The 26,040-nt window shown below is 60.5% G+C and carries 26 protein-coding genes; 12 read left to right on the top strand and 14 right to left on the bottom strand.

Features of this window, described 5'->3' with window-relative positions; translation table 11 throughout:
- Positions 1-20 precede the first annotated feature (20 nt).
- From ybeY to miaB, 3 genes are all read right to left on the bottom strand, one after another.
- Positions 21-479, bottom strand: a complete 459-nt coding sequence (ybeY, locus tag BFL40_RS19360) for an rRNA maturation RNase YbeY (protein WP_071485452.1) — start codon at positions 477-479, stop codon at positions 21-23.
- Positions 472-1,476 carry a PhoH family protein gene (locus BFL40_RS19365; protein ID WP_071485453.1) on the bottom strand — a complete coding sequence of 335 codons (1,005 nt, stop codon included), beginning with the start codon at positions 1,474-1,476 and terminating at the stop codon, positions 472-474. Before BFL40_RS19365 ends, ybeY begins: the two co-directional genes overlap by 8 nt.
- Before the next feature lie 117 nt (positions 1,477-1,593).
- Positions 1,594-2,919, bottom strand: coding sequence for a tRNA (N6-isopentenyl adenosine(37)-C2)-methylthiotransferase MiaB (gene miaB / locus BFL40_RS19370; protein ID WP_071485454.1), 1,326 nt, complete (start codon positions 2,917-2,919; stop codon positions 1,594-1,596).
- Positions 2,920-3,050: 131 nt separating this feature from the next.
- Between miaB and BFL40_RS19375 the strand changes: the two genes are divergently transcribed.
- Positions 3,051-3,377, top strand: coding sequence for a DUF1820 family protein (locus BFL40_RS19375; protein ID WP_003194436.1), 327 nt, complete (start codon positions 3,051-3,053; stop codon positions 3,375-3,377).
- A 149-nt stretch (positions 3,378-3,526) separates the two neighbouring features.
- On the opposite strand, the gene BFL40_RS19380 is transcribed toward BFL40_RS19375, so the two are convergent.
- The 4 genes from BFL40_RS19380 to BFL40_RS19395 form a co-directional block, all read right to left on the bottom strand.
- Complete coding sequence (locus tag BFL40_RS19380; RefSeq protein ID WP_071485455.1) at positions 3,527-4,081, bottom strand: tetratricopeptide repeat protein; 555 nt, start codon at positions 4,079-4,081, stop codon at positions 3,527-3,529.
- A 224-nt stretch (positions 4,082-4,305) separates the two neighbouring features.
- Entirely contained in the window at positions 4,306-5,589 is a 1,284-nt protein-coding gene (gene hemL / locus BFL40_RS19385) for a glutamate-1-semialdehyde 2,1-aminomutase (RefSeq protein WP_071485456.1), read from the bottom strand.
- Positions 5,590-5,606: 17 nt separating this feature from the next.
- Positions 5,607-6,230, bottom strand: coding sequence for a thiamine phosphate synthase (gene thiE, locus BFL40_RS19390; protein WP_071485457.1), 624 nt, complete (start codon positions 6,228-6,230; stop codon positions 5,607-5,609).
- Positions 6,231-6,248: 18 nt separating this feature from the next.
- Positions 6,249-7,046 (bottom strand): hydroxymethylpyrimidine/phosphomethylpyrimidine kinase, encoded by a 798-nt coding sequence (locus BFL40_RS19395; protein ID WP_071485458.1) that lies wholly within the window; start codon positions 7,044-7,046, stop codon positions 6,249-6,251.
- A gap of 276 nt (positions 7,047-7,322) precedes the next feature.
- Between BFL40_RS19395 and BFL40_RS19400 the strand changes: the two genes are divergently transcribed.
- The 4 genes from BFL40_RS19400 to BFL40_RS19415 all read left to right on the top strand — a co-directional run bounded on the left by BFL40_RS19400 (position 7,323) and on the right by BFL40_RS19415 (position 13,717).
- Positions 7,323-9,722, top strand: a complete 2,400-nt coding sequence (locus BFL40_RS19400) for a hybrid sensor histidine kinase/response regulator (protein WP_071485459.1) — start codon at positions 7,323-7,325, stop codon at positions 9,720-9,722.
- Between the two features lie 68 nt (positions 9,723-9,790).
- Complete coding sequence (locus BFL40_RS19405) at positions 9,791-11,446, top strand: acyl-CoA dehydrogenase family protein (RefSeq protein ID WP_071485460.1); 1,656 nt, start codon at positions 9,791-9,793, stop codon at positions 11,444-11,446.
- 91 nt (positions 11,447-11,537) lie between these two features.
- Positions 11,538-13,010 (top strand): AMP nucleosidase, encoded by a 1,473-nt coding sequence (amn, locus tag BFL40_RS19410; RefSeq protein ID WP_162493876.1) that lies wholly within the window; start codon positions 11,538-11,540, stop codon positions 13,008-13,010.
- A gap of 71 nt (positions 13,011-13,081) precedes the next feature.
- The gene (locus BFL40_RS19415) at positions 13,082-13,717 is read left to right on the top strand and encodes a pseudouridine synthase (protein WP_071485462.1); all 636 of its coding nucleotides are present in this window, start codon (positions 13,082-13,084) and stop codon (positions 13,715-13,717) included.
- Here BFL40_RS19415 and BFL40_RS19420 read toward each other — a convergent pair.
- Positions 13,712-13,921: a DUF2788 domain-containing protein gene (locus BFL40_RS19420; RefSeq protein WP_025999909.1), complete on the bottom strand. Its 210-nt coding sequence runs from the start codon at positions 13,919-13,921 to the stop codon at positions 13,712-13,714. The genes BFL40_RS19415 and BFL40_RS19420 overlap by 6 nt on opposite strands.
- Before the next feature lie 209 nt (positions 13,922-14,130).
- Positions 14,131-14,610, bottom strand: coding sequence for an Lrp/AsnC family transcriptional regulator (locus tag BFL40_RS19425; protein WP_003194418.1), 480 nt, complete (start codon positions 14,608-14,610; stop codon positions 14,131-14,133).
- A 441-nt stretch (positions 14,611-15,051) separates the two neighbouring features.
- Here BFL40_RS19425 and BFL40_RS19430 point away from each other — a divergent pair, with 441 nt between their 5' ends.
- A complete protein-coding gene (locus BFL40_RS19430) occupies positions 15,052-16,155 on the top strand; it encodes a DUF6515 family protein (protein ID WP_071485463.1) in 1,104 nt (367 codons plus the stop codon).
- Here the strand turns inward: BFL40_RS19430 and BFL40_RS19435 are convergent.
- Positions 16,152-17,045, bottom strand: a complete 894-nt coding sequence (locus BFL40_RS19435; protein WP_071485464.1) for a cation diffusion facilitator family transporter — start codon at positions 17,043-17,045, stop codon at positions 16,152-16,154. The genes BFL40_RS19430 and BFL40_RS19435 overlap by 4 nt on opposite strands.
- 15 nt (positions 17,046-17,060) lie before the next feature.
- On the bottom strand, positions 17,061-17,480 hold the full coding sequence (gene pmcY / locus BFL40_RS19440) for a periplasmic Zn2+ metallochaperone PmcY (RefSeq protein ID WP_071485465.1): 420 nt from the start codon (positions 17,478-17,480) through the stop codon (positions 17,061-17,063).
- 110 nt (positions 17,481-17,590) lie between these two features.
- Between pmcY and hrpB the strand changes: the two genes are divergently transcribed.
- Positions 17,591-20,098, top strand: coding sequence for an ATP-dependent helicase HrpB (hrpB, locus tag BFL40_RS19445; protein ID WP_071485466.1), 2,508 nt, complete (start codon positions 17,591-17,593; stop codon positions 20,096-20,098).
- 112 nt (positions 20,099-20,210) lie between these two features.
- Here the strand turns inward: hrpB and BFL40_RS19450 are convergent, their stop codons facing one another.
- On the bottom strand, positions 20,211-21,299 hold the full coding sequence (locus BFL40_RS19450) for an endonuclease/exonuclease/phosphatase family protein (protein ID WP_071485467.1): 1,089 nt from the start codon (positions 21,297-21,299) through the stop codon (positions 20,211-20,213).
- A 40-nt stretch (positions 21,300-21,339) separates the two neighbouring features.
- Complete coding sequence (locus tag BFL40_RS19455; protein WP_071485596.1) at positions 21,340-21,999, bottom strand: YciC family protein; 660 nt, start codon at positions 21,997-21,999, stop codon at positions 21,340-21,342.
- A gap of 180 nt (positions 22,000-22,179) precedes the next feature.
- Between BFL40_RS19455 and BFL40_RS19460 the strand changes: the two genes are divergently transcribed.
- The 3 genes from BFL40_RS19460 to BFL40_RS19470 all read left to right on the top strand — a co-directional run bounded on the left by BFL40_RS19460 (position 22,180) and on the right by BFL40_RS19470 (position 24,215).
- On the top strand, positions 22,180-22,956 hold the full coding sequence (locus BFL40_RS19460) for a DUF2076 domain-containing protein (protein WP_071485468.1): 777 nt from the start codon (positions 22,180-22,182) through the stop codon (positions 22,954-22,956).
- Positions 22,957-23,084: 128 nt separating this feature from the next.
- A complete protein-coding gene (locus tag BFL40_RS19465) occupies positions 23,085-23,561 on the top strand; it encodes a LabA-like NYN domain-containing protein (RefSeq protein WP_071485469.1) in 477 nt (158 codons plus the stop codon).
- Positions 23,562-23,603: 42 nt separating this feature from the next.
- Complete coding sequence (locus BFL40_RS19470) at positions 23,604-24,215, top strand: 3'-5' exonuclease (protein ID WP_071485470.1); 612 nt, start codon at positions 23,604-23,606, stop codon at positions 24,213-24,215.
- A gap of 133 nt (positions 24,216-24,348) precedes the next feature.
- On the opposite strand, the gene BFL40_RS19475 is transcribed toward BFL40_RS19470, so the two are convergent.
- Entirely contained in the window at positions 24,349-24,645 is a 297-nt protein-coding gene (locus tag BFL40_RS19475; protein ID WP_071485471.1) for a DUF3077 domain-containing protein, read from the bottom strand.
- Positions 24,646-25,144: 499 nt separating this feature from the next.
- Between BFL40_RS19475 and BFL40_RS19480 the strand changes: the two genes are divergently transcribed.
- Positions 25,145-25,711 (top strand): hypothetical protein, encoded by a 567-nt coding sequence (locus BFL40_RS19480; RefSeq protein WP_071485472.1) that lies wholly within the window; start codon positions 25,145-25,147, stop codon positions 25,709-25,711.
- Positions 25,701-25,964 (top strand): acyl carrier protein, encoded by a 264-nt coding sequence (locus tag BFL40_RS19485; RefSeq protein WP_071485473.1) that lies wholly within the window; start codon positions 25,701-25,703, stop codon positions 25,962-25,964. The genes BFL40_RS19480 and BFL40_RS19485 overlap by 11 nt, the downstream gene beginning before the upstream one ends.
- Positions 25,965-26,040 lie beyond the last annotated feature (76 nt).

Here is a 26,040-nt window from a genome sequence, read left to right on the forward strand (position 1 = left end):
TTGTGTCAGTTAAGTGTTGATCAGTTTTCGTCATCTGCATAAGGATCACGGTGACCCAATTCTGCAAGCAACGTTTGTTCCAGTGTTTCCATTTCCCAGGCTTCGTCATCGTCTATATGGTCGTAACCCAAGAGATGCAAGCAGCCGTGGATGACCAGGTGGGCCCAATGGGCCTCAAGTTCCTTGCCTTGTTCCTTCGCTTCGCGCTCCACCACTTCGACGCAGATCACCAGGTCGCCCAACAGTGGGATATCCAGTAACTCGTCCGGTACGTCGGCGGGGAAGGACAGCACGTTGGTCGCGTAATCCTTTTGGCGCCAAGTGTGATTCAGCTCGCGGCCTTCGGGCTCATCCACCAGGCGGATGGTCAGTTCCGAGTCGGCGGTGCGCTGGCGCAGGGCCAGGGCGCACCATTGACGGAACTGCTCTTCACTGGGGGCGGGCGCTTGGGTGGCCAGTTGCAGGTCTAGCTCAAGCATCGCGGCGGGCATCCTTGGACAAACCATCGTCACGGTGTTCGAAGCGCTCGTAGGCTTCGACGATGCGCTGCACCAGCGGGTGACGCACCACGTCCTTGGGCGAGAAGTGCGTGAAACTGATGCCCGGCACGTCCTTGAGCACTTCGATCACGTGACTCAAACCCGACTTGGTGCCCTTGGGCAGGTCAACCTGGGTGATGTCGCCGGTGATGATGGCCGTGGAGCCGAACCCGATGCGGGTCAGGAACATCTTCATTTGCTCGACGGTGGTGTTCTGGCTTTCGTCGAGGATGATGAAACTGTTGCTCAAGGTACGGCCGCGCATGTAGGCCAGCGGGGCGATCTCGATCACCTGGCGCTCGATCAGCTTGGCGACGTATTCAAAGCCGAGCATTTCATAGAGCGCGTCGTAGAGCGGGCGCAGGTACGGGTCGATCTTCTGTGCGAGGTCGCCGGGCAGGAAACCGAGCTTTTCGCCCGCTTCGACCGCCGGGCGAACCAGCAGGATGCGGCGCACTTGCTCGCGCTCAAGGGCATCCACTGCGCAGGCCACGGCCAGGTAGGTCTTGCCGGTACCGGCGGGGCCGATGCCGAAATTGATGTCGTTGCCGAGGATTGCCTTGACGTACTTCTGCTGGTTCAAGCCCTTTGGGCGAATCATGCCTTTTTTGGTGCGCAAGGCCACGCTGGCTTCCGCCACCGGGTTGTTGGCCAAATCTTCTACGGCAGACTCCTGCAGGTACAGGTGTACGGTCTCCGGCGACAGCTCACTACCCTTGGTTTCGCGGTAGAGGCGGCGGAGCAGGTTTTCTGCAGACTTGGTGTGCGGGGCTTCACCGATGAGCTCGAACTGATTGCCGCGGTTGCGGATCTCGATGCTCATGCGTTGTTCGATCAGGCGCAGGTGCTCGTCGAACTGTCCGCACAGGTTGGCGAAACGGCGAGCCTCAAAGGGCTCGAGGAGAAAACGATGGGGTTCTACTATGGGTGCGTTCAAGGTCGCTTTTAGCCGCCCTTTGGCAGTTGAGGTAAAGAGAGGATAACGCCAGCCGCCGGTGTGCGAAAGCACTTATATAGCTAAGCCTACGGCTGGCGAATGATCACAAAACCGCTGTTACACCAGCGACCCGCGCAACGAGTGCGGTTGCGCCGCATCGATGTGCACATCAGCGAACTGGCCGATCAGGGTTGGAGTGTCGCAGCGGAAGTTGACGATTCGGTTGTTCTCGGTGCGGCCTTGCAGCTCGCCCGGATCTTTTTTCGAATAGTCGGTGACCAGGATGCGTTGGATCGAACCGACCATTTGTCGGCTGATCTCGAATCCTTGCTGGTTCAGTCGGTGTTGCAATGCGTTCAAACGTTCTTTTTTCAGCGCTTCCGGGGTGTCGTCCGCCAAGTCGGCGGCCGGGGTACCCGGGCGCTGGCTGTAAACGAAGGAGTAGGAGAAATCGAAGCCGACGTCTTCGATCAGCTTCATGGTTTGTTGGAAGTCTTTCTCGGTCTCGCCGGGGAAACCGACGATAAAGTCCGAGCTGATGCATATGCCTGGCACCGCTGCGCGCAATTTGCGCAGTTTGGATTTGTATTCCAGGGCGGTGTGGTTGCGCTTCATCGCCGAGAGAATGCGGTCCGAGCCCGATTGCACCGGCAAGTGCAGGTGCTTGACCAGCTCCGGCACTTCGGCGTGGGCCTGGATCAGGCTGTCGGAGAATTCCAGTGGGTGCGACGTGGTGTAGCGAATACGCTCGATGCCATCAACCGCGGCAACCACGCGGATCAACTCTGCCAAGTCTGCCAGGCGCCCGTCGTGGGTCTGGCCGCGATAGCCGTTGACGTTCTGGCCCAGCAGGGTGACTTCGCGCACGCCGTTTTCGGCCAAGTGGATGATTTCCGACAGCACGTCGTCAAACGGCCGGCTGACTTCTTCGCCACGAGTATAAGGCACGACGCAGAAGGTGCAGTACTTGCTGCAGCCCTCCATCACCGACACATAAGCACTCGGCCCATCGATACGTGGCTCGGGCAAATGGTCGAATTTTTCGATTTCCGGGAACGACACATCTACCTGCGGCAGCTTGGTGATGCGCGCGGCGTCGATCATTTCCGGCAGGCGGTGCAGGGTTTGTGGGCCGAAGACCACGTCGACATAGGGCGCGCGGTCGCGGATTGCGGCGCCTTCCTGGCTGGCCACGCAACCGCCGACGGCGATCACCATGTCCGGGTTGGCCAGTTTCAGTTCGCGCCAGCGGCCCAGCTGGGAGTACACACGGTCCTGGGCCCGCTCACGAATCGAGCAGGTATTGAGCAGGATTACGTCGGCATCTTCGGCGCGGGCGGTGACTTCCAGGGCCTGGTGTTCGCCCAGCAGGTCGACCATGCGCGAGCTGTCGTACTCGTTCATCTGGCAACCGTGGGTTTCGATGTAAAGCTTCTTGGCCATGGGAATCGTCAACTGGTGGTAAAGAACCGCGCATTATAGGGGGCATGCCCATTGGTTCCTAGCGTTGTGCATCGGGTGCCATGCTATAGTTCGCGCCCTCTTTTATATCCCCGATGTGTTGCTCGCCCACCATGACCAAACGTGAAGCTCCAATCTACAAGGTGATTTTCCTCAACCAGGGCCAGGTGTTCGAAATGTACGCCAAGCAGATCTATCAAAGTGATCTGTGGGGCTTCCTGGAAGTGGAAGAGTTCGTCTTTGGCGAGCGCACCCAGTTGGTCGTCGACCCGGGCGAAGAGAAACTCAAGGCGCAGTTTGAGGGTGTGGTGCGCAGTTTTGTGCCGATGCATTCGATTGTGCGTATTGATGAAGTCGAGCGCCTGGGCACGCCGAAGATCAGCGAGGCGCGTGGCACCAGCAATGTGATGCCATTTCCGATGCCGATGCCTGAGAAGTAACACACCTGATCGTTCCTACGCTCTGCGTGGGAATGCATCCAGTGACGCTCCGCGTCACCAGTGCGCAGGGCTTGAGTTGGGAGCTGGACGCGGAGCGTCCGGGGCGGCGTTCCCACGCGGAGCGTGGGAACGATCAAAGGCACTGAGGATTAGGGCAGGGGCGAAAAGGGCGAACGCCCATCGGCACTCTGCAATTCCTGCAAGTAATTGCGGAAGATCTGGCCCAGCACTTGGGTCGCCACTTCCAGCTCATCGCGTTGCATGTGTTCGGCGACTTCGTCGGCCGTGTCCAGCGCGTCTTCGGCGCCATTGACCGCCGCCATCTTCAACACGATATACGCCTGGACGTTATTGGCCGGCACGCCTTCACCGTGGAAGAACATGGTGCCCAACTGGAACTGCGCCTGGGCGTGGCCCTGCAACGACGCTTTCTCGAAGTAGCTCAAGGCCAGGTTGAGGTCGCGGGCGGGGTTTTTACTGTCGTGGTAGTACTCGCCCAACTCGTATTGCGCCTGCGCATCCCCGCCGTCGGCCTGTTTCTGGCACGCGCTCAGGGCTTCGGCCTGGCTGTCTGGCTGGGTATTGAGGGTGCAACGACCCATCGCTGGGATTAACAACGAGTTGCCGCCTGCTTGTGCATGTGCCAGCAGCGGCTGAAGGAGCAACAGGCAGCCCAGAACCAGGGTGCGGCCGGTGCGTTTCATGGGAATCGACTTACCTCTGACGGGGCACGCGGACCCTCGGGGGTCCAATAAGCGCGCATTATGAAATAAGCAGGCCTCTGCTTACAAAGTCTTTACTCGTTTTTCTGCTGCGTGGGCAAGTTATCTGCCGGATTGCAGGTGATTTCTCGAAAAATGCAGGAAATCTCTGTAAGCAAAGTAGCAAATCTGACGTCGCCGGGGGCAACGTCAGATTTTTGCGTCACTTATTTCAGGGCCGCGAAAGCACGCTCGGCAGCATCCAGGGTCAGTTTCAACTCGGCTTCGCCATGGGCGATCGAGGTGAAGCCGGCTTCGAATGCGCTCGGTGCCAGGTAAACGCCGCCTTCCAGCATCAGGTGGAAGAAGCGTTTGAACAGGTTGGCATCGCTGCTCATCACGTCATCAAAGGTGACGATATCGTCGGCAGCGCTGAAGTACAGGCCGAACATGCCACCCGCTTGCGTGGTGACAAACGGGATGCCAGCCGCATCGGCGCGCTGTTGCAGGCCGTCCAGCAGGCGGGTGGTGTAGTCGGTCAGTTCGGCATGAAAACCCGGGCGGCTGATCAGGCGCAGGGTGGTCAGGCCGGCGGCCATCGCCAATGGGTTGCCCGACAAAGTACCCGCCTGGTACACAGGGCCCAGCGGCGCGATGTGCTGCATGATTTCGCGCTTGCCCCCGAAGCAGCCCACCGGCATACCGCCACCGATGATCTTGCCGAAGGTGCTCAGGTCCGGTGTGACACCGTAGTAAGCCTGGGCGCCGCCGAGGGCGACACGGAAACCGGTCATCACCTCGTCAAAAATCAGCACCACGCCGTGCTTGTCGCACTGCTCGCGCAGGCCTTCGAGGAAGCCCGGTGCGGGTGGCACGCAGTTCATGTTGCCGGCCACCGGCTCGACGATGATGCACGCCACGTCCTGGCCCACTTCATTGAGCATTTGCTCGACGGCGGCGATGTCGTTGAACGGCAGGGTCAGGGTGTGTTTGGCAAATGCGGCCGGCACACCCGCCGAGCTTGGCACGCCCTGGGTCAGCAGGCCGGAGCCGGCTTTCACCAGCAGGCTGTCGGAGTGGCCGTGGTAGCAACCTTCGAACTTGATGATGCTGTCGCGGCCGGTGAATCCACGGGCCAGGCGAATGGCGCTCATGGTGGCCTCGGTGCCGGAGCTGACCATGCGCACCATTTCCATCGACGGCACGATCGAGCACACCAGGTCGGCCATCTCGGTTTCCATGGCGGTCGGGGCGCCGTAGGACAGGCCGTGTTGCAACTGCTGGCGCACCGCGTCCAGCACGTCCGGGTGGCTGTGGCCGAGGATCATCGGGCCCCAGGAACCGACGTAGTCCACATAACGCTTGTCATCTTCGTCGGTGACGTAGGCGCCTTCTGCATGCTTGAAGAACAACGGTGTGCCGCCCACGCTCTTGAACGCACGCACGGGGGAGTTCACACCGCCGGGGATGTGTTTCTGGGCATTGGCAAACAGAGTTTCGGAACGGGACATGATTGAGCTCTCTGAAATCAAATCTTAAGAAGGGCGTTGAACGCGCGGGCGCGGCGCGTGACTTCCTGGGTGTTCTCGGCACCAAACAGGCCGTGGACCACCGCCAACAGGTCGGCACCGTGCGCCACCAATGGCTCGGCATTTTCCAGGGTGATGCCTCCAATCACGCAGATCGGCAGCTGCAACCGCGCGCGGGCCTGGGCCAGCATTTCGACGGTGGCGGCGGGGGCGCCGGGCTTGGTGTTGGAGTTGAAGAAGCGGCCGAAGGCGACATAGCTGGCGCCTTCTTTAGCGGCCTGCTCTGCCAGTTCTATTTGGCTGTGGCAGGTGGAACCAATGATCGCCTTGGAACCGAGCAACGCGCGGGCCGGGGTGAGTGGGCCGTCGGTTTGCCCAAGATGCACGCCGACGCCCAGGCGCGCGGCCAATTCGGCGTCATCGTTGATGATCAGTTGGGTCTTGTAGCGCGAGCACAGCTCGCGCAGCTTCTCGGCTTCACGCAGGCGGCGGGCTTCGTCGCTGCTTTTGTCGCGGTACTGCAGCAGGGTCACACCACCGTCCAGCGCTGCTTCGACATAGTCGAGGAATTTGCCGGCCAACAGTTGGCTGTCGGTAATGGCGTAAAGGCCACGTAGTTTCATCGGGCAGGCCTCTTGGTTTTACGAGCAGAAATCCAGCGGCAGACGGCGCGGTACGAACTGGCCCTGGCCGAGTTGTTCGGCGTCACGCAGGGTGCGCCAAGTGTAGTTGAGCGCCGATTGCACAGCACTGACCAGGCCTTCGCCTTGAGCGATTCGACCGGCCAGCGCACTGGCGAGTGTGCAGCCTGAACCGTGATAGCTGCCGGGCAGGCGCTGGCAGGTAAAGGTCTGGGATGTGCCGTCGCGGCTGTACAGGCGGTTGTGCACTTCATGCTCGTCGCCATGGCCACCGGTGATCAGCAGGTGCTTGATAAACGGCAGCAGCTTCTCGGCGCATTCGTCCGCCGTGCCTTCAGGCAGCTCGGCGAGGATGCGTGCTTCAGGCAGGTTAGGCGTGGCGATCAGCGACAGCGGCAACAACCGCTCGCGCATCGCATAGCCGACTTCGTCCTTGCCCAGGCTGCCACCGCCACCGGCACGCAACACCGGGTCGCAGACCACCGGCAGGTGCGGGTGCGCCTGCAGCAGTTCGACCACGGTGTCGACCATCGCGGTGGAGCCGAGCATGCCCAGCTTGACTGCCGCCACTTCGGAATCGCCGAGCACGGCATTGGCCTGGGCCAGTACCCACTCGCGGTCGAGTACGCGGAAATCGCTGACATTGACGGTGTTCTGCACGGTCAAGGCGGTGACGGCCGGAGCCGCATGACAGCCTTGGGCGAGCAGGGCTTCTATATCTGCCTGCAAGCCGGCGCCACCACTGGGATCATGGCCGGAGAGACAGAGGACAACGGGGCGAGAGCTGTAGATATTCATGGTGCGCGAGCTTACCACCAAACGCTTTTTGCGTGGCTGTCTGGCGAAGGGGGAATTTTGCCCCCTGCCGGTGGGTTTTTCAGGCGCTTGGTTAACCGAAAAAATGCACTGAAAGCCGCGTCCTAGAGCCTTTCAAAAAATTATTTCAATAGTGTCCAATGGCCTTTACCGGCTATGCTAGAGTGGATCGAAACAACTTACTGTATCGCCGGTGTACGTCATCTCAAAAGGAATGGGGGGCTTTTGGCATAACCGGACAGGCCACGCTGGGGCTCTATGCGCTATTTGCTGATTTTAATATTGTGCGGGCTGCCGATGCTCGCCAGCGCCGTCGAGTTTAATCAGGACACTCGAAGTCTGCCGCTGGGTCGGGTCATGCAAGTACTCGAAGATCCAACCGACGCCCTCACCATCGCCGATGTCAGTTCCCCCGCCTACGCTGCACAGTTCAAACCTCACAACAAAGCCACCCTCAATGCGGGCTATTCGCGCTCGGTGTTCTGGCTCAAGGTGGACCTGCATTACGCTGCCAAAGGCCCGCGCGCACCCCGCATCTGGTTCCTGGAGCTGGCGTACCCACCCCTCAATCGTCTGGATCTGTATCAGCGTGACGATACCGGTAACTACCGGCTGACCACCCGCACCGGCAGCACGCTGCCGTTTTCCAGCCGCGAAGTGCGCCAGAGCAACTACCTGTTCAAACTCAACTTTGTGCCCGATCAGCAGAATACGATCTACCTGCGCCTGCAAAGTGAAGGCTCGATCCAGGCGCCGCTGACGCTCTGGGCCAGCACCGCCTACCTGGAAGAACAACCGCTGCGCCTGTATGTGCTGGGGGCGATCTATGGCGTGTTGTTGGGGATGCTGATCTACAACCTGTTTATCTACCTGAGCGTGCGCGACACCAGCTACCTCTATTACATCTTCTATATCGCCTCGTTTGGCCTGTACCAACTGTCGGTCAATGGCGTGGCGATGGAGTATTTCTGGCCGAATAACCCGTGGTGGGCGAATGCGGCGGTGCCGTTCCTGATCGGTTCGGCGGCGCTGTTCGGTAGTTTGTTCGCCCGCAGCTTTCTGCACACCGCACAACACAGCCGCTGGCTCGACTGGATATTGTTGGGGCTTGCTGCCTGCGGCGGGGCGGTGATGGTGTTGGCGCTGCTGACCAGCTACGCCGTGGCCCTGCGCCTGGCCACCGGTTTGGCGCTGGTGTTTACCGTGACCATCTTCATCGCCGCGATTAAGGCCTGGTACAGCGGCCAGCGCATGGCGCGCTATTTCATCATCGCCTGGTCGGCGTTCCTGTTGGGCGGGGTCGTCAACACGATGATGGTGCTGGGCTACCTGCCCAACGTCTTCCTTACCATGTATGCCAGCCAGCTCGGCTCGGCCATCGAAGTGGCGCTGTTGTCCCTGGCCCTGGCGGACCGCATCAACGGCATGCGTGAGCAGCAGGCGCAAATCCTGTTTGATGCCAGTCAGAAACTCGAAGTGCTCAACCAACAACTGGCTCGCAGTAACCGTCTCAAGGATGAATTCCTCGCCACCCTGACCCACGAGTTGCGCACCCCGATGAACGGGGTGATTGGCTCGCTGGAGCTTATGCAAACCGTGCCCCTGGACGATGACCTGGCGCAGTACCAGCAAACCGCCGCCGGTTCTGCGCGGGACATGATGCGCATGGTCAACGGCATCCTCACGCTGACCGAACTTCAAGCGGGGCGCCTGACTGCCCAGCCTCAGGTATTCAGCCTGCGCGGTACGTTAGACACCTTGCGCCAGCAATTCACCGCCAGCGCCCAAAGCAAGGGGCTGGCGTTTTCCATCGACGTGGCGGATGAGCTGCCGGATCGGGTGGTCGGAGATGCCGGCAAACTTATTCAGTGCCTGGATTGCCTGCTGGACAATGCGTTTAAGTTCACCCACGAAGGTTCCGTGCGCGTGCGTGTAGTGGGCGTGCCGCACAGTGATGGCAGCGTGCGCTTGAGTTTCATCGTGACCGACACCGGTATCGGTTTTGCTTTCCTCGACGAGGCCACGTTGTACCAACGCTTCTTCCAGCTCGATGGCTCGATGACCCGTGAATACGGCGGCCTGGGTATCGGCTTGGCGATTTGTCGGCAGTTGATCGAACTGCTGGGAGGGCGCTTGACCCATCATTCAGAGCCGCGCAAGGGCAGTCGTTTCCAGTTGGAACTACACGTCAGCCCGGTGCCTCAAGAGCCCAAATCGACGGAGCAAATTCCGCGTATGCAACGTGCGCCGCAAAATTGCGCAGTGTTGTTGGTGGACGACAACAGCGTGGGCCAACTGGCGGTGCGCGGCATGCTGCTCAAGCTCGGTTACCGGGTGAAAACGGTGGACAACGGTCCGTTCGCGTTGGCGACCTTGCAGGCTGAAACCTTCGACGCCGTGCTGCTGGATGTGCCTGAGGGTGGTTTCTCGTTGTGTTGTCAGATTCGTGCGCTGCCCGGTTGCGGTGAGCTGCCGGTGATCGCTTTGAGTGCATCGTTGCAAGCCTCTGACCGAGAGCGCTGTCATGGCGTGGGCGTCACTGATCGTCTAGCCAAACCGGTGCGTTTCGAGGCGTTAAAGGCGGTATTGGAGCGCCACTTGTTATGTTCGTTAGAGGGTGAAAGCGCCGTGCATTCGGCGCGTATGCCACTTTTTTAAGCCGGGTGACGGTGCTTAACTGAAATTCAGGCCTCAACTGCACGCGGCCTTTTTCCAGGAGGCCCGTCATGAACCTGCACCCGTTCGCCGAAACCCACGACGTCACCAACCAGCCGCCGTCCCTGGACGGCACCAACCTGTACCGCATCGACTTGCCATTGCAAGAATGGTCGCGACGCTTTGGCGCCGGTTGGGCGCAGGCGCGTATCGATGTTTACGGCGCGCTGGCTGGCGGGCCGTTAATGGCGGCTGGGTTTCTGGCGAATCAGAACAAACCGGTGTTCAGCAGCCATGACCGTTATGGTCATCGGATTGACCTCGTGGAGTTTCATCCGGCCTACCACGAACTGATGCGCACGGCCGTCGAACACGGTTTGCCATCGCTGCCGTGGGCTCACCCGCAGCCCGGTGCCCATGTGGCCCGCGCCGCCATGACCTACCTACACAGCCAGGCTGAAGCCGGCACCGGTTGCCCGCTGACCATGACCTTTGCCAGCGTCCCAGCGCTACGCCTGCAACCGGACCTGGCGCAGACCTGGCTGCCGAAAATCCTCAGCACCGAATACGACCCGCGCAACGTTGGCATCGCCCACAAGGCCGGCGCCACCATCGGCATGGCCATGACTGAGAAACAGGGCGGCACCGACGTGCGCGCCAACACCACGCGTGCTTACCCCGTGGGCCCGGGCGGCCCTGGGCAGGCCTATGAACTGGTGGGGCACAAATGGTTCTGCTCGGCACCGATGTGCGATGCGTTCCTGACCCTGGCCCAGACCGACAAGGGCCTGACCTGTTTCCTGCTGCCCCGGCACCGCCCGGATGACACGCGCAACGAGTTCTACATTCAGCGTCTGAAAAACAAACTCGGCAACTGCTCCAATGCATCCAGCGAAGTGGAGTTTCGCGGCGCCCTGGCCTGGATGATTGGCGAAGAAGGCCGTGGCGTACCGACCATCATCGAGATGGTCGCCATGACCCGTTTTGATTGCATGGTCGGCTCCAGCGCCTTGATGCGCCAGGCGCTGACCCAGGCCAGCCATCATTGCGCCCATCGCTCGGTAGGTGGCCGCGTACTCAGCGAGCAGCCGCTGATGCAAAACGTGTTGGCCGACCTGGCCCTGGAAAGCGAAGCCTCCCTGGCCTTGAGCATGCGCATGGGCCGGGCGCTGGATCACCTCGATGATGAGCAAGAAGCCAAGTTCGCCCGGCTGGTGACGGCGGTGGGTAAGTATTGGATCTGCAAACGCGCGCCGGCAATGATCAACGAAGCCGCCGAGTGCATGGGCGGTGCTGGGTATGTCGAGGACAGTATCTTGCCGCGCCTGTACCGTGAAGCACCGGTGAACTCGACGTGGGAAGGTTCCGGCAATGTGCAGTGCCTGGACGTGTTACGCGCACTGTCGAAAGAGCCGGGTGTGCTGGAAACGTTGTTTGTCGAACTGGGCGACGGGCATGGCGACAAGCGGCTGGCGCAGCATATCGAGCAGCTCAAGTCAGCGTTTATGGACACCCAGGATATCCAGTACCGCGCGCGTCAGTTGACCGAAGATATTGCCGTAGCGTTGCAGGCCAAGCTGTTGCTGGAGGCGGGTAATGCGTCGGTCAGTGATGGGTTTATAGCCAGCCGACTGGGTGAGTTGTCCGGCCGGGTGTACGGCACTTTGCCGCGTGGGGTGGATGTGGCGGCGATTGTCGCTCGATCTACACCTAATCCATCTGCGTAGACGCTCCCACATTATTAACCGCATTCCAATCCTACTGTTTCAGTGAGCCCGGGATACAGGCAAGATAAAGGTCTGCACGTCAGAACACAGGATGCTTACCGTGACCGAAGCTTTTGTTGTCGTTCAAACCGCTGAAGAAGCCGTGGATCGGCTGGCGGCTCTGCATGAGCGTGCCACCGGCGCACTCAACCAAGCCCTCAAGCAATACCTCAAGGACCGCGTCGAGCCCGACGCCGAACAACGCGCGATGTTTCGCTACCCGGAACTGCGCCTGACTTACCTGGTGCAGGGCGAAGTCCCGCAGACCACCCGGGCGTATGCCAAGGTCCAGTTGCCGGGGACCTACAGCGTTACCGTTACTCATCCCGCTGCGTTCCGTAAGTATTTGCTGGAGCAACTGGTGCCGCTGATGCACGACTTCACCGTGACGGTGGAAGTGGGCGTCAGCAAGCAGAACATTCCGTACCCGTATGTGGTGGAGCAGGGCGACGAACTGGCGGGTTCCGGCGTGACCGCTGCGACCCTGGCGCGCGTGTTCCCCAGCACTGACCTGTCGGCCGCCACCGACGGCATCGCCGATGGCCTCTACGATTGGGAAAACACTGACCCGCTGCCTCTCGCGTTGTTCGACGCGGCTCGCGTGGACTTTTCCCTGCGCCGTCTGGTGCATTACACCGGCAGCGACTGGCGCCATGTGCAGCCGTGGATTTTGCTGACCAACTACCACCGCTATGTCGACCAGTTCATCCTGCATGGCCTGGAGCAACTGCGCAGTGACCCACGGTTTATCCGCATGGTGCTGCCGGGCAACGTGGTGATCGATAAGAGCATGGACCACGGCGAAGCGTCGGCGATTGCCGCAGGCGTGGTCTGGCACCGCTATCAGATGCCGGCGTATCACTTGCAGGCCACCGACGGCCACGGCGTGACCTTGGTGAACATCGGTGTTGGCCCGTCCAACGCGAAGAACATCACCGACCACCTGGCCGTGCTGCGTCCGCATTGCTGGCTGATGATCGGCCACTGCGGTGGCCTGCGCCAATCCCAGACCATCGGCGACTACGTACTGGCCCACGCCTATATGCGCCGCGACGGGATTCTCGACCGCGTGGTGCCGCCGAACATTCCGATCCCGGCCCTGGCTGAAGTACAGATGGCCTTGCAGCAAGCGGCGGCCAACGTCACCGGCGAAAAAGGCGAAGAACTGAAAAAACGCCTGCGCACTGGCACCGTGTTGACCTACGACGACCGCAACTGGGAACTGCGTTGGGCTCAGGAGCGACCGCTGATCAACCTGTCCCGCGCCGTGGCCGTGGACATGGAAAGTGGCACCATCGCCGCTCAAGGTTACCGGCTGCGAGTGCCATACGGCACGTTGTTGTGCGTGTCGGATAAACCGCTGCACAGCGAGATCAAATTGCCGGGTTCGGCCAACGCGTTCTATGAGCGTGCGGTCAGCCAGCATTTGAAAATCGGCATCGAGGCGGTGGACCTGTTACGCACCGAACTCAACTCGCTGCACTCGCGCAAGCTGCGCAGTTTCGACGAACCGCCGTTCCGCTAAGCGGTTGGGATGGTTATTTAACGGTCAGGCCACTAGCATTGTCGGTCCTGACCGTTAGATGTTCCTTTGCCATGTCCCGTCCCACTCGTCCCGATTCCCGCCGCCCTGGCGTGAAACCTGTGCACTGCGCTGCTCGTCGCGTCGCCAAGGCGCCACCGGCTGAGCCGAAGCTGATCCTGTTCAACAAGCCGTTCGACGTGCTGACCCAGTTCAGCGACGAAGGCGGGCGGGCGACCCTCAAGGATTTTATCGACATCCCCGGCATCTACCCGGCTGGCCGCCTGGACCGTGACAGCGAAGGCCTGTTGTTGCTGACCAACGATGGCCAGTTGCAGGCGCGGATCGCCGACCCCAAGCACAAGCTGGCGAAAACCTATTGGGTGCAAGTGGAAGGCGAGCCGACCGAAGAGCAGCTGCAACGCCTGCGTGACGGCGTGGAGCTTAACGACGGCATGACCTTGCCCGCCGAAGCGCGGCAGCTGGACGAGCCCGAGTTATGGCCGCGTATCCCGCCGGTACGGTTTCGCAAAAGCGTGCCGACTCATTGGCTGGAGCTGGTGATTCGTGAGGGGCGTAACCGTCAGGTGCGGCGCATGACTGCTGCGGTGGGCTTGCCGACCTTGCGCCTGGTGCGTGTGCGGATTGGCAATTGGTCGATCGACGGCCTGGATCAGGGCCAGTGGAAGGAAGTGCCGGCGCGCTTATAGAGCGCCGGACTCGATCAGGCCGATCACCACGCTCTTGATGATGAATGCGGCCACGCCCAGCCCTAACACAAAAAACAGGATGAACGAGCCAAAGCGTCCGGCCTTGGACTTCTTCGCCAGGTCCCAGACGATAAAGCCCATGAAAATGATCAGGATGGTGACCAGGCCGGTCATCATCCATTCTTCAAACAGGGCGGGGTCTATGGAGTTCATTGCGTGTTTTTCCGACAGGGCAGGCGGGCAGTATAAAGCAGCGTCAACAGCGCAACATTGACCTGAGTCGGTCGCGGCCAATGTGGGAGCTGGCTTGTCGGGTCGCCGCATCGCTGCGATGCAGGCAACTCGGTCTTTCAGTCACACCGCGCTGATGCTATCGCAGGCAAGCCAGCTCCCACATTTGATCTCCAATGATCTTAGGTGCGCAGGTGGGTCAGCGGCAACTCGGTGCTGTTCAGTACCTGGTTCAGCACAAAGCTCGACCGCACGCTGGTCACGCCTTCAATGCGGGTCAGATGACCCAACAGCAGTTTCTGATAGTGATCCATGTCCGGCACCACCACTTTCAACTGGTAGTCCGCATCCATCCCGGTGACCAAACTGCATTCCAGCACTTGCGGCAGGGTGCGGATTGCCGCTTCGAAATTCTCGAAACGTTCGGGGGTGTGGCGGTCCATGCCGATCAGCACATACGCGGTCAGGCTCAAACCCAGCATCTTGCGGTCGAGCAACGCGACTTGGCGTGCGATGTAGCCATCGTCCTCCAGCTGCTTGACCCGGCGTGAGCAGGGCGACGGCGACAGGCCGATGCGCTCGGCCAACTCTTGGTTGGAGATCCTCGCATCGCGCTGCAATTCCGCCAAAATACTCAGGTCGTATCGGTCAAGCTTGCTCATTGGGTTGGCCTTTGTCGTAACTATTGCGGCGAATTATCTATGAAGGGTTAAAAATTGCGCAAGCACTGTTTATTGACGCAATCTTCGCAATCATCTGTCGGGCGCGGGCCTGTATGTTTATCAACAGAATCACCGCCTGGACAACAGTCCACTGCAGCTCGCCCAATCAGGCCTGCTGCGGCCGCCGCCCCAGTAGGGTTGAGCCGGCCTCCAGGCTGCACACTGTCCACAAGACGGCGTGAGGTGAGCCAACGTCATAAGCGTTGAGCCAGGACGAAATTCTCAAGGGGTGGCCGACGGGTCACCCCTTTTCTTTGCGCGCGTCTTTTACCTACGAAAATAGTGAGCGACTGATAACCTGTTTCAGAACCGGGCGAGGCTTTTCCAGTCTCATGTTATGAGGCCGGACACTCTAGGCCCTAATCCGCAGTGAGGAATAGCATGAAGCGCATCTGGCGTATGGCAGGTGTAGGTTTGCTGATGGTCAGCGTCGGCACGCAAGTGATGGCCGACGACCCGCGCTCTGAAGGCGGTGGTCAGCATGAAAGAGGGCAGGAAGGCGGGCGGCAAGGTAACGAGCAGCCGCGGCCGCAAAATAACCAACAGCGCCCGCAGAACAATCAACCGCGTCAGGAAAACAATCAACCGCGTCCTGAAAATAATCAGCCGCGTCCGCAGAACCAGCATTTCGAGAATAACCAGCCGCGCCCGCAAAACGAGCATTTTGACCGTGCGGAGCAGCGGGGGGGCGGGCAATGGCAAGGTCGTCCGCAAGGCGCCGAGCAACCTCGGCCGGCGCCGCAACCGCAGCCGGCGAATAACCTGCCGATCCAGGGCCGTCCGGATACGGTTCGCCAAACCCAGGAACCGCGCCAGGGCAACTATCAGGACATCCCGCGCCGCAATGATGGCAATCAGCATTGGCAAGCCGGGGGTGGCCCAGGCCCACGGCCAGGTGGCGGTTTCAATGGACATCCCAATGATACCCGCTGGCCTGGCCGTCCCGATGGACACGGCAACGGCTGGGGCCCAGGCCCGCAATATCGCCCAGGTTATAGCGTCGACCGCTTCACCGACCGCAATTACCGTGTGCCTTACCGTGGCCAGGACTATTTCTTCTCCGGTGGTTATTGGTATCGCCCGCAGGGCCCGCGCTATGTAGTGGTGACGCCGCCCTACGGCATTCGCGTGCAATACCTGCCGGACTACGCACGGGAAGTGTGGATAGGCAGTGCGCTGTTCTTCGTCGCGGCCGGCGCCTATTACACCTACGAAAGCAGCTCCCAGCAGTACGTAGTCGTACAACAGCCAACGGAAGCGCCTGCGCCCCAGGGTAATAGCTATGACGTTGTCGCTTATCCTGCCAACGGCCAATCACCGGCCCAAGTGCAGCAGGACGGTTACGATTGTTATCGCTGGGCTGTGCAACAAAGTGGTTTCGATCCTCGGACCGTCACCTACGCCCCTGACCCGGCAGTGGTGCAAACCTATCGCCAGGCCCAGGGCAACTGCCTGACCAGTCGCGGGTATCAGGTGCAGTACTAGGCCTTGTTGCCCGTGACCACTTCCCGTGGGTCGGCGTGCACCAGCACTTCGGCGCGCGGGTAGACGTTGTGAATGGCATCGGCGGCCTGGTCGCTGATGCCATGGGCCACTGACAGCGTCAACTCCCCCGGTAACTCCAGGTGCAATTGCACAAACCAGTGGCTGCCGGATATTCGCGTGCGCAAGTCATGCGCACCCAGCACGCCCGGTACACCCCGAGCCAGTTCCAACATGTGTTGGCTGACCTCCGGCGGCAGTTCCTCATCCATCAGCACCGCAAAGCTCTCGCGGGCGATCTGGATCGCACTCCACAGGATGTAAGCGGCAATCCCCAGGCCGAACCAGGCGTCTACCTGATGAAAACCCATGCCCGCCAATACCAGCGCCACCAGGATGCTGCCGTTAAGCATCAAGTCCGAGCGGTAATGCAGTGAGTCCGCACGCACCGCGTTGGAGCCGGTTTCGCGGATTACCCGGTGTTGCAGCATCAGCAGCGCCACGGTCATTACCAGCGAAAACACAATCACGCCGATGCTCAGCCATGGTGCACCGACCGGTTCCGGGTGCTGCAAGCGCTGATACGCCTGAAAGGCGATCAACACCGCACTGCCGGCGATAAACAAAGCCTGGGCCATGCCCGACAGCGACTCGGCCTTGCCATGCCCGTAACGGTGATCATCATCGGCCGGACGCAGTGCGTAATGCACCGCCAGCAAATTCAGCAGTGAGGTCACGCCGTCAAGCAGCGAGTCAGTCAACCCGGCGAGCATGCTCACCGAGCCACTGAGCCACCAGGCGATGGCCTTGGTGATAATCAGCGCACAGGCCACGCCCACCGAAGCGCGGGTGGCCAGGCGCAAGAGCCTGGCGTGTTCGGGACTGCTGGTCATAGGCGGGTCGAATCCTTAAGCGGCAGGTTGCAGGCCCAGGGACGCGAGTTGTTGCACGCTGCCCTTGAACTGGATCATGCGTGGGTCGTCCAGCGGCAGGCTGCGGCCGGTTTCTTTCTGGATGATGGTTTGCAACTTGGCGTTGTCGACCTTGCCGTCGGCGCCGATGGCTTCTTGCAGTTTCTCTGGCGCAACCTGGGCGGTCTTGCCCGGTTCGAAATAGATGGCGCCGGTGGCGAAGTCGACGCCGAACGCGATCAGGCCGGGGATCACGTAGAACAGCAGGCCCACAGCGTCGAGCACGGCAATCGTCGGGTCAATCTTGCCGTCGATCTGGCCACGGCGGTCCGGGTAGAAAATCGAACCGCAGGCCGTCAGTTGGCTCAGCAGGGTGACGGCGAGGACACCGCCGATGACACGGGAAGCGATACGCATGAAGACTCTCCTGAATACGGTTGATACGAGACTATATAGCACTGCCCTTGAGACCAGCGTCGGCATCCATCAGTTCGCCGTTATACTCGCCGCTCTGCTTTGGAGCCAGTATGAATTCGTTGCCGATCGATGATGTTTTACCCGCGTTGCGTGACGCCTTGGCGAATCGCCATGAAGCCGTGCTGGAAGCGCCGCCCGGCGCCGGTAAAACCACCCGCGTGCCCTTGGCGTTGTTGAACGAGCCTTGGCTGGCCGGGCAAACCATCCTGATGCTCGAACCCCGGCGCCTCGCCGCGCGCGCTGCCGCGGAGCGACTGGCCAGTGAGCTGGGGGAAAAGGTCGGTGAAACCGTCGGCTATCGCATTCGCCTCGACAGCAAGGTCGGCCCCAACACCCGTATCGAAGTGGTCACCGAAGGTATCCTCACCCGTCGCCTGCAAGACGACCCGGCGCTCGATGGCGTGGGCCTGCTGATCTTCGACGAATTCCACGAACGCAGTCTCGACGCCGACCTGGCGTTGGCCCTGAGCCTCAACGGCCGCGACCTGTTTCGCGATGAGCAACCCCTGAAAATCCTGCTGATGTCCGCCACCCTCGAAGGCGAGCGCCTGGCCAGCCTGCTGGATAACGCGCCGATCCTGCGCAGTGAAGGGCGCATGTTCCCGGTGCAGATGCGCTGGGGGCGACCGTATCAGGCGGGTGAATTTATCGAGCCGCGCGTGGTGCAAACCATCCTTGAAGCCCTGCACGACCAAACCGGCAGCGTGCTGGTGTTTCTGCCGGGGCAGGCCGAGATTCGCCGGGTCAACCAGCAACTGGCCGACGCCTTGGGCGATCGCAGCGATGTGCTGTTATGCCCGCTGCATGGCGAGCTGGACCTCAACGCCCAACGCGCCGCCATCGACCCGGCCCCGGCCGGTAAACGTAAAGTGGTGCTGGCGACCAACATCGCCGAGACCAGCCTGACCATCAACGGCGTGCGCGTGGTGATCGACGCCGGGCTGGCGCGGGTACCGCGTTTCGACCCCGGCAGCGGCATGACCCGCCTCGACACCCAGCGCATCTCCCGCGCCAGCGCCACCCAGCGCGCCGGTCGGGCCGGGCGGTTGGAGCCGGGCGTGTGCTATCGGTTGTGGTCCGAGGACCAGCATGAAGGCCTGGCCGCCTATGGCAGTGCGGAAATTCTTGCGGCAGACCTCGCAGGTCTGGCCTTGCAACTGGCGCGCTGGGGCGTCACGCCTACGCAACTGGTTTGGCTGGATGTGCCGCCGGCCGCCGCGTATGCCCAGGCCCAGGATTTGCTGGTGCGCCTCGGTGCCTTGAATGAAGAAAAATTGACCGCCCATGGCCAGAAGATGGCCGAACTGCCGGCCCATCCGCGTATCGCCCATCTGCTGTTGCGCGGGCAAGACCTGGGGCTGGCGACCACCGCCTGTGATGTCGCCGCTCTGTTGGGTGAGCGCGATATCTTGCGCGGCGGCGGTGCGGATTTGCACAGTCGCTTGGCCTTGCTCAGCGGCGAAGAACGCGCGCGCGGCACCCAAGGTGGCGTGCAGCGGGCCAAGCAACTGGCGCGGCAATACCGTGGCTATTTAAGGGGCAAGGCGACTCAAACGGTGGGCGACCCCGACCATCCGCGCTGGCTCGGCGCCTTGCTGGCGCTGGCCTACCCGGACCGTGTCGCCCAACAACGTCGCCCCGGTGGCGCTGAATATCGCCTGGCTAATGGCCGCGCCGCTCTGTTCGCCGAAGCCGACAGCCTGATGAAGCAACCGTGGTTGGTGATCGCCGACCTGGGCAGTCGCCAGGGTCAGCGCGAAGAACGCATCTACCTCGCAGCGGATTTTGATCCGGCGCTGTTCGATACTGTGCTTGCCGAGCAAGTGCGCAACGTCGACCAGCTTGATTGGGACGAACGCGAAGGTGTCCTGCGCGCCGAGCGCCAGCGCAAAGTCGGTGAACTGGTGCTCAGCCGCGAACCGCTGACCGGCCTCGACGAGTCCGCGCGAAGCCAAGCGCTGGTCAACCTGGTACGCCGCAAAGGCCTGGAGCTACTGCCCTGGACGCCCGAACTGCGTCAATGGCAAGCCCGCGTCATGTTGCTGCGCCACCTGGACGCCGGCAAAACCAGCGAATGGCCCGACATCAGTGACAGCGCCTTGCTCGCAAGTCTGGAGCACTGGCTGATGCCTTACCTGGGCAAAGTCTCGCGCCTCAGTCATTTCGCCAACCTGGATATCTCCAGCTTCCTGCACAACTTGTTGCCTTGGCCGCTGCCCCAGCGCCTGGACGAACTGGCGCCGCAGCATGTGAAAGTGCCGTCGGGCTCGTCGGTGCGTTTGGATTACAGCGAACAGCCGCCGATTCTGGCGGTGCGCTTGCAGGAATTGTTCGGGCTGGCGGACACACCACGTATTGCCGGCGGGCGTCAGGTGGTCAAGTTGCACCTGCTGTCCCCGGCGCGGCGGCCGGTGCAGGTGACGCAGGATCTGGCGAACTTCTGGCGCAGTACTTACGCCGAGGTGAAGAAGGATTTGAAGGGACGGTATCCGAAGCATTACTGGCCGGATGATCCACTGGTGGCAGAGGCAACCGCCAGGATAAAACCCCGTAAATAGCCACGACAGAGATCAATTGTGGGCGCTGGCTTGAGACAGATGCGGTCTGTCAGTGATTTCGCAGCGATGCGATCGCAGGCAAGCCAGCTCCTACAGGATTTTACGGTGCTTGTTATTGCGCGGCGGGCAGTAAAAACCGCGCAATCACCGGTAAATGATTGGAGATACGCAATGTATCCTCCTGTCGCACCTTCGCCTCGATCCGCTTGATGCGTGGGCTGTAGAACAGGTAATCCAAGGTGCGATCCGGGCCATCGAGGCTTGGGTCATTCGGGAAATTCGTCAGCCATTGCTCACGGTCGATTCCACTGGATTGATTGTTGCTCGGGATCATCGGGTATTTGTCCCACAGCAGATGCAGCTCGCTGTCCGGCGAATACTGCCCGCGCTTACTGGCATCCAGGCGCAGGAATTGCCCCAGCGGCAGCAAGTTGAAATCCCCGCCGATCAGCCATGGCGTGCCACGGCCTTCGAACTTATCCAGCAGTTTCACTGTGGTTTTGACTTGCTCTTGCACCGCGCTGCGCCCAGGGATATCACCGTCCAGGCGGGTGTTGAGCACGGCCAGTTGGCCGCCATCGCTCAACGGTAAATAGGTGAGCAACAAGGCAGGTTTGGGTTGGAACTGGCGGCTGATGAAGTTGGCCGGGGACGCGGGCAGTTGCAGGCGTTCGGCGTGTTCGATCTGGTAGCGGCTCAGGGTCACCAGTTTGCGGCCGACGCTGCCGAAAATATGCAGGCTGGGCACAAAGTCGGCTTTCCAGTCGAAGGCCTGGGCGCTGCAAGGGTAGAGGTCGACCAAGCGTTCCTGAAGCAACGCCACCTGGTCTTGGTAGTGGGACGATTTGGCGCCTTCGTCGAGCTCCTGCAACAACAGGATGTCGGGCTGTTCGTCACGAATCACCCGCGCGACTTCGTCCAGGCTTGAGGCCATGTCTTCAATGGTGGGGCGGTCGTCCGGGCCGCTGCCGTCGGCAGTGTCGTACCAGAACACATAGTTCTTGCCGGCCAGGTATTGCACGTTCCAAGTCATGACCTTAAGCGCCTGCCCGGGCAGCAAGGTCGGCGCGCGCGGCGCGACGCAGCTCACGGGCAGGATTTGCTTCTCGTCGGGGCGCCAGGTCAGGCTGTAGATCAGGGCTGTGAGCAGGCCCGCGATGATCAACAGGCCCAACAGGGTCATGCGCAATAAACGGGTCATTGGCTCGGCTTATAGCGTTTCAGAAGTGGCACGGAGCATATCACCGCGCGTCGGCATCGCCACCGATCAGCATGAATAAACGGAACAGCACCACGCTGGTAAACAGTTGCAGGAAACTGTGGGCGCTGTCGATCAACACCCCCAGCAGCGGCGCCGGCGTTGGATAAGCCGCGACGCTCGCGCCCTTGAGTAGCCACAGCGGCGTCATCACGCACAGCAGGCACACCAGGATTCGCCAGAAATGCCCACGGGTCAGTCGAAAGCTTTCCTTCATTGCCTCCAGCGCCGACATGCCGCGCAACACCAACAGGTACTCGGCAAAGGCCAGCACCACCATCAGCCACAGGCCCGGCAGGAAATACAACGACAGCCCGAGCAGGATCAGCAAGGTGCTGATGGCTGTCAGCAGGGCGAAGCGCGGCCACAGGGTGAGGGCCATGGCCCACACATCTTTCGTGCGCGGCGACTCGCCACGGGTGCGGGCGTCGAGAAACAGGATCAAGGCGCCGGTGTACAGCGGGTACACCAACAGCCCAACCACCACGCTGTAACCGGGGAACGCATCCGGGCCCAGCGTGTGGTCGAGCACCTGTTGCAGCAGGGCTTCGAGAATCACCAGCGGCAGGCATAGCTGGACGATGGCGCCCAGGTTGCGTTGGGTGAAACGAAAGGAGTCGCGCAGTATGTCTAACGGATTCATCAGGTTCATCGCAGGCCAGAAAGCAAGGACAACACTTTAACCGATCAACACTTGCCGTAAGCAAACGTAAACCTTACGTAAAGACCATTGAAACGTCTGGTAGCACCCCCATAACTAGGGTGCACCTTGCCTGATCTCAGGCGGGCCCCTGATTTTTACCGGCAATCTAACGAGGTCGCCATGAACAGCGAAGAGCAAACCCTGATCGATGGACTGTTTTCACGGTTGCAGCAAGCCGAAACGGACTCAGCCCCCCGCGACGCCCTGGCCGAAGCGCGGATCAAGGAGCACCTGACTCGCCAACCAGCCGCCGGGTATTACATGACCCAGTCGATCCTGGTGCAAGAGCACGCGATCAAGAGCCTCGACGCGCAAAACAAGCAGCAGGCGCAGCAGATCCAGCAATTGCAGGATGAGTTGCAACAAGCCCGTTCCCAGGCAGCACAGCCTGCGCCGAGCAGTGGTGGCTTCCTGTCGAGCATCTTTGGCGGCGGTTCCCGTGACTCGCAACCCGCGCAAAGCGCTCCGGCCTCTTCCGGTGGCGGCTGGCGCGAACCGGCTCGGCCTTCGTTTGGCCAGCCTGCGCCGCAGCAAAACTACGGTGCTCCGCAACAGAGCTACGGCGCCCCGCAGCAGAACTACCAACAGCCGCAGCAAGCGCCCGCTGCCCCGATTGGCAGTGGCTTCCTCGGTGGCGCGCTGAAAACCGCCGCAGGCGTGGCCGGTGGTGTGATGCTGGCTGAAGGCATCAGCAGCCTGTTCAACCACAACTCGCAACAGCCGCAAGTTGTGGAAGAAATCATCCGCGAAGAGCCGGCGCCGGCCAGTGACAATGGCAACTGGGGCAACGATGACCAGAAGTTTGCCGGCAATGACAGCTGGGGCAGTGACAACGCCTCGGACAACTTCGCTGACAACGACGATTCCTCGTTCGGCGACGACGACTCCTTCGTCTGACACACCCAAGCCCGGGGCGCTTCGTCACCCTGGGCTGATTTTTCGCTGAAACTTTCCCATGGCTGGCATACTGGCGCCTTTGCGGACCTTCGCGTCCGAGGTCCAAGCGGCAGCCATGGGGAAGTGCGGTGAAGAAAATTGCGGTGTTCGCCGATGTACAAAACCTCTACTACACCGTGCGCCAGGCGTATGGCTGCCACTTCAACTATGCCGCCCTGTGGGCTGACATCAGCTCGCGCGGGCAGATCGTCGAGGCGTATGCGTATGCCATCGACCGTGGCGACAGCAAGCAGCAGCAATTCCAGCAGATCCTGCGCAACCTGGGCTTTACGGTAAAACTCAAACCCTATATCCAGCGCGCTGATGGTTCGGCCAAGGGCGACTGGGACGTGGGCATCACCCTCGACATCATGGACGCCGCCGACCACGTCGACGAAGTGGTGCTGGCTTCCGGTGACGGTGATTTCGACATGCTGCTCGAGCGCATCATCCAAAAGCATGGCGTTCAAGCCGTGGCCTACGGCGTGCCGGGGCTGACGGCCAACTCGCTGATACGCGCTGCCAGCCGCTACGTGCCGATCGAAGGCGCGCTGCTGCTCAAATAAGCGCTGCGGCTTAATACATTGTTAGACGGAGTTGGAACAGGTTTGGAACGTATAGCGGTCATCGACTTTGAAACCACCGGCATCACCCCAAGCAACCACTGCCGAGCCACGGAAATCGCGGTGGTCATCCTTGAGCGTGGCCAGATCGTGGACCGCTACCAGAGCCTGATGAATGCCGGCGTGCGCGTGCCGGGGTTTATCGAACAACTCACCGGCATCAGCAACGCCATGCTGCGCAGCGCGCCACCGGCTGAGCGGGTGATGAATGAAGTCAACGAGTTTGTCGGTACCACGCCGTTGCTGGCGCACAACGCGGCGTTTGACCAGAAGTTCTGGGATTACGAACTGGGCCTGATCCGCCGCACCCGCCTGCAGAAATTTGCTTGTTCTTTGCTGCTGGCGCGCCGGTTGATGCCTTCGGCGCCCAACCACAAGCTCGGCACCCTGAATGCGTTCGCCCAACTGCCCCACACCGGCAAGGCTCACCGGGCGATGGCGGATGCCGAGATGGCGGCCAACCTGACGGCGCATCTGGCCCAGGAACTGCGCGGTACTCATGGGTTGCGTGAGTTGTCCCACGATTTGCTGTGCACTTTGCAGAAAGTACCGGCGGCGAAGATCAACGAGCATCTGAAGAAACATCGCGGGTTCTAAAGCCTGGCGCTGATCGTTCCCACGCTCCGCGTGGGAATGCATCCTGTGACGCTCCGCGTCACGCCTCTAAAAGCGGACGCAGAGCGTCCAGGGCGGCATTCCCACGCAGAGCGTGGGAACGATCAGTGGTGTGTTATCGAGGCTTTACACACTCCAACGCCCGATCCACCACCTCCTTCGCCATCCCCACCAAATGCATCACCGCCCGCTGCTGCGGGTTCGCCGCCTCATCCAGCGAAGGCGCCGTCTCCACCGCGCAATGCAGCAAATCCGCCGCGTGGGCCAGGGCATCTTCGAAACTCAGGTTGTCGTTCAGAGCGAAATTGGGCGCATCCGGGGCGCAGGCTTTGAGGTAGTAGTCGATGGCTCGGCGATTGAGCAGGGCGTCTTCGCTGAGGAACTCAGGTGGATCGGGGGTTACTTTGACCATGGTGAAACTCCTTTTGTATTGTAAGGAGCTGCACCCGTTCGCTTGCACGCGAATAGGGTGGCAGCAGTACGCGGGTGTGCAAGACCGGGACAAAAGATAAACCCAGCAGATCCGAAGATCTCCCGCGCACGACTGCCATAACAAATCGACGCCACGTTTCAAAAAACGGTATCGATGGATTAAGACATCTGAGCGGCTTTTGTTTGGTCGGACTTGCACGTCCGGTCATCAAGTGATCGATCACTGAGCGAGACTAGCTACCGAATCCGACGGAAACAAGGCCGTGGAATTCTCTAGGAAACGTCCCGCAAATGAAAGGGATCGGTCTTGCTGGCCACTGAAACATCAGCTTTTTTGGGCGGCTTTTACCTGTTTTCTGAATAGTCAGTAGGCTGGGCTCTGTTGCCTCGTCAGACCTTTCTGCTTTTTCCCTTCGCCCCTCAATCGCCCATCGCAGCGACCTACCATCGCGCCTGTCATTTACGTACAGGACGACGTCATGCAGGAAAGCGACCTCCACACAGCAATCATGCGAAGCCAGTTCGAACTCGAACGCAATGGCATCAATTTCGGCTCAACTTCAAGCATGGCGTTTCATTTGGGAAGCGCGATGACAAGCTGTCCAGCCGTCATGGTTTTGCCCGATTCACTGGGCCTTATCAATCGCGCCAATTACCGGTTACTTAGGCCTATTCATGCTGATTCCACGGTTCCGAGCACTACGCTTGATGAACTCTGGAAATGTACACAGCAGCACTACGGTTTGACGGCGGCAACGGTGATCACTGGCGCGGCAGGCATACCGATCAGCAAAATTGCCGTAGGTACTTGGGTTCACGTTGGTTCCAGCAAGACGACGAACCTGGCAAGTCTCATCGGAATGCGCTTTTTCCCTCGTACATTGATCAGGCAGCCGACAATGGCCAGGATGGCAAAAGCAACGTTTGGCACCGTCCGGGTATTTGGCATTATTGGGCGAGGCATTCCCTTCGTTGCTGCGGGGTTGGCTGTCTTTGACCTGGTCAGTATTGGTAAGTGTGCCTATGAGGCAAGAAATGGAAGGTAGCCATGCTAGAGCTGAGATCAGCGAAAAAGTTATCCAACTATTCGTCGATATCATTGGCTTTATCGATCGAAGCCAGGTGACGGAGCAAACGGATTTCATCCATGACTTTAAGATCATTGATGATGATTTGACCTGCTTTGTCATGCAGGTCAAATGGCAATTCAACCTGCAAGCGACTCAGGAGGATTGGGATCACATCACCACCATCAAGCAGGTTGTGGACTTGATTGTTGAGCGCCGAGCTCTACGTTGAAGCCACTGCAGGCAAGCTCCACATTTGATCGTTCCCACGCTCCGCGTGGGAATGCATCCTGTGACGCTCTGCGTCA

The sequence above is a fragment of the Pseudomonas costantinii genome, from assembly GCF_001870435.1.
GTDB classification, from domain to species: Bacteria; Pseudomonadota; Gammaproteobacteria; order Pseudomonadales; family Pseudomonadaceae; genus Aquipseudomonas; species Aquipseudomonas costantinii.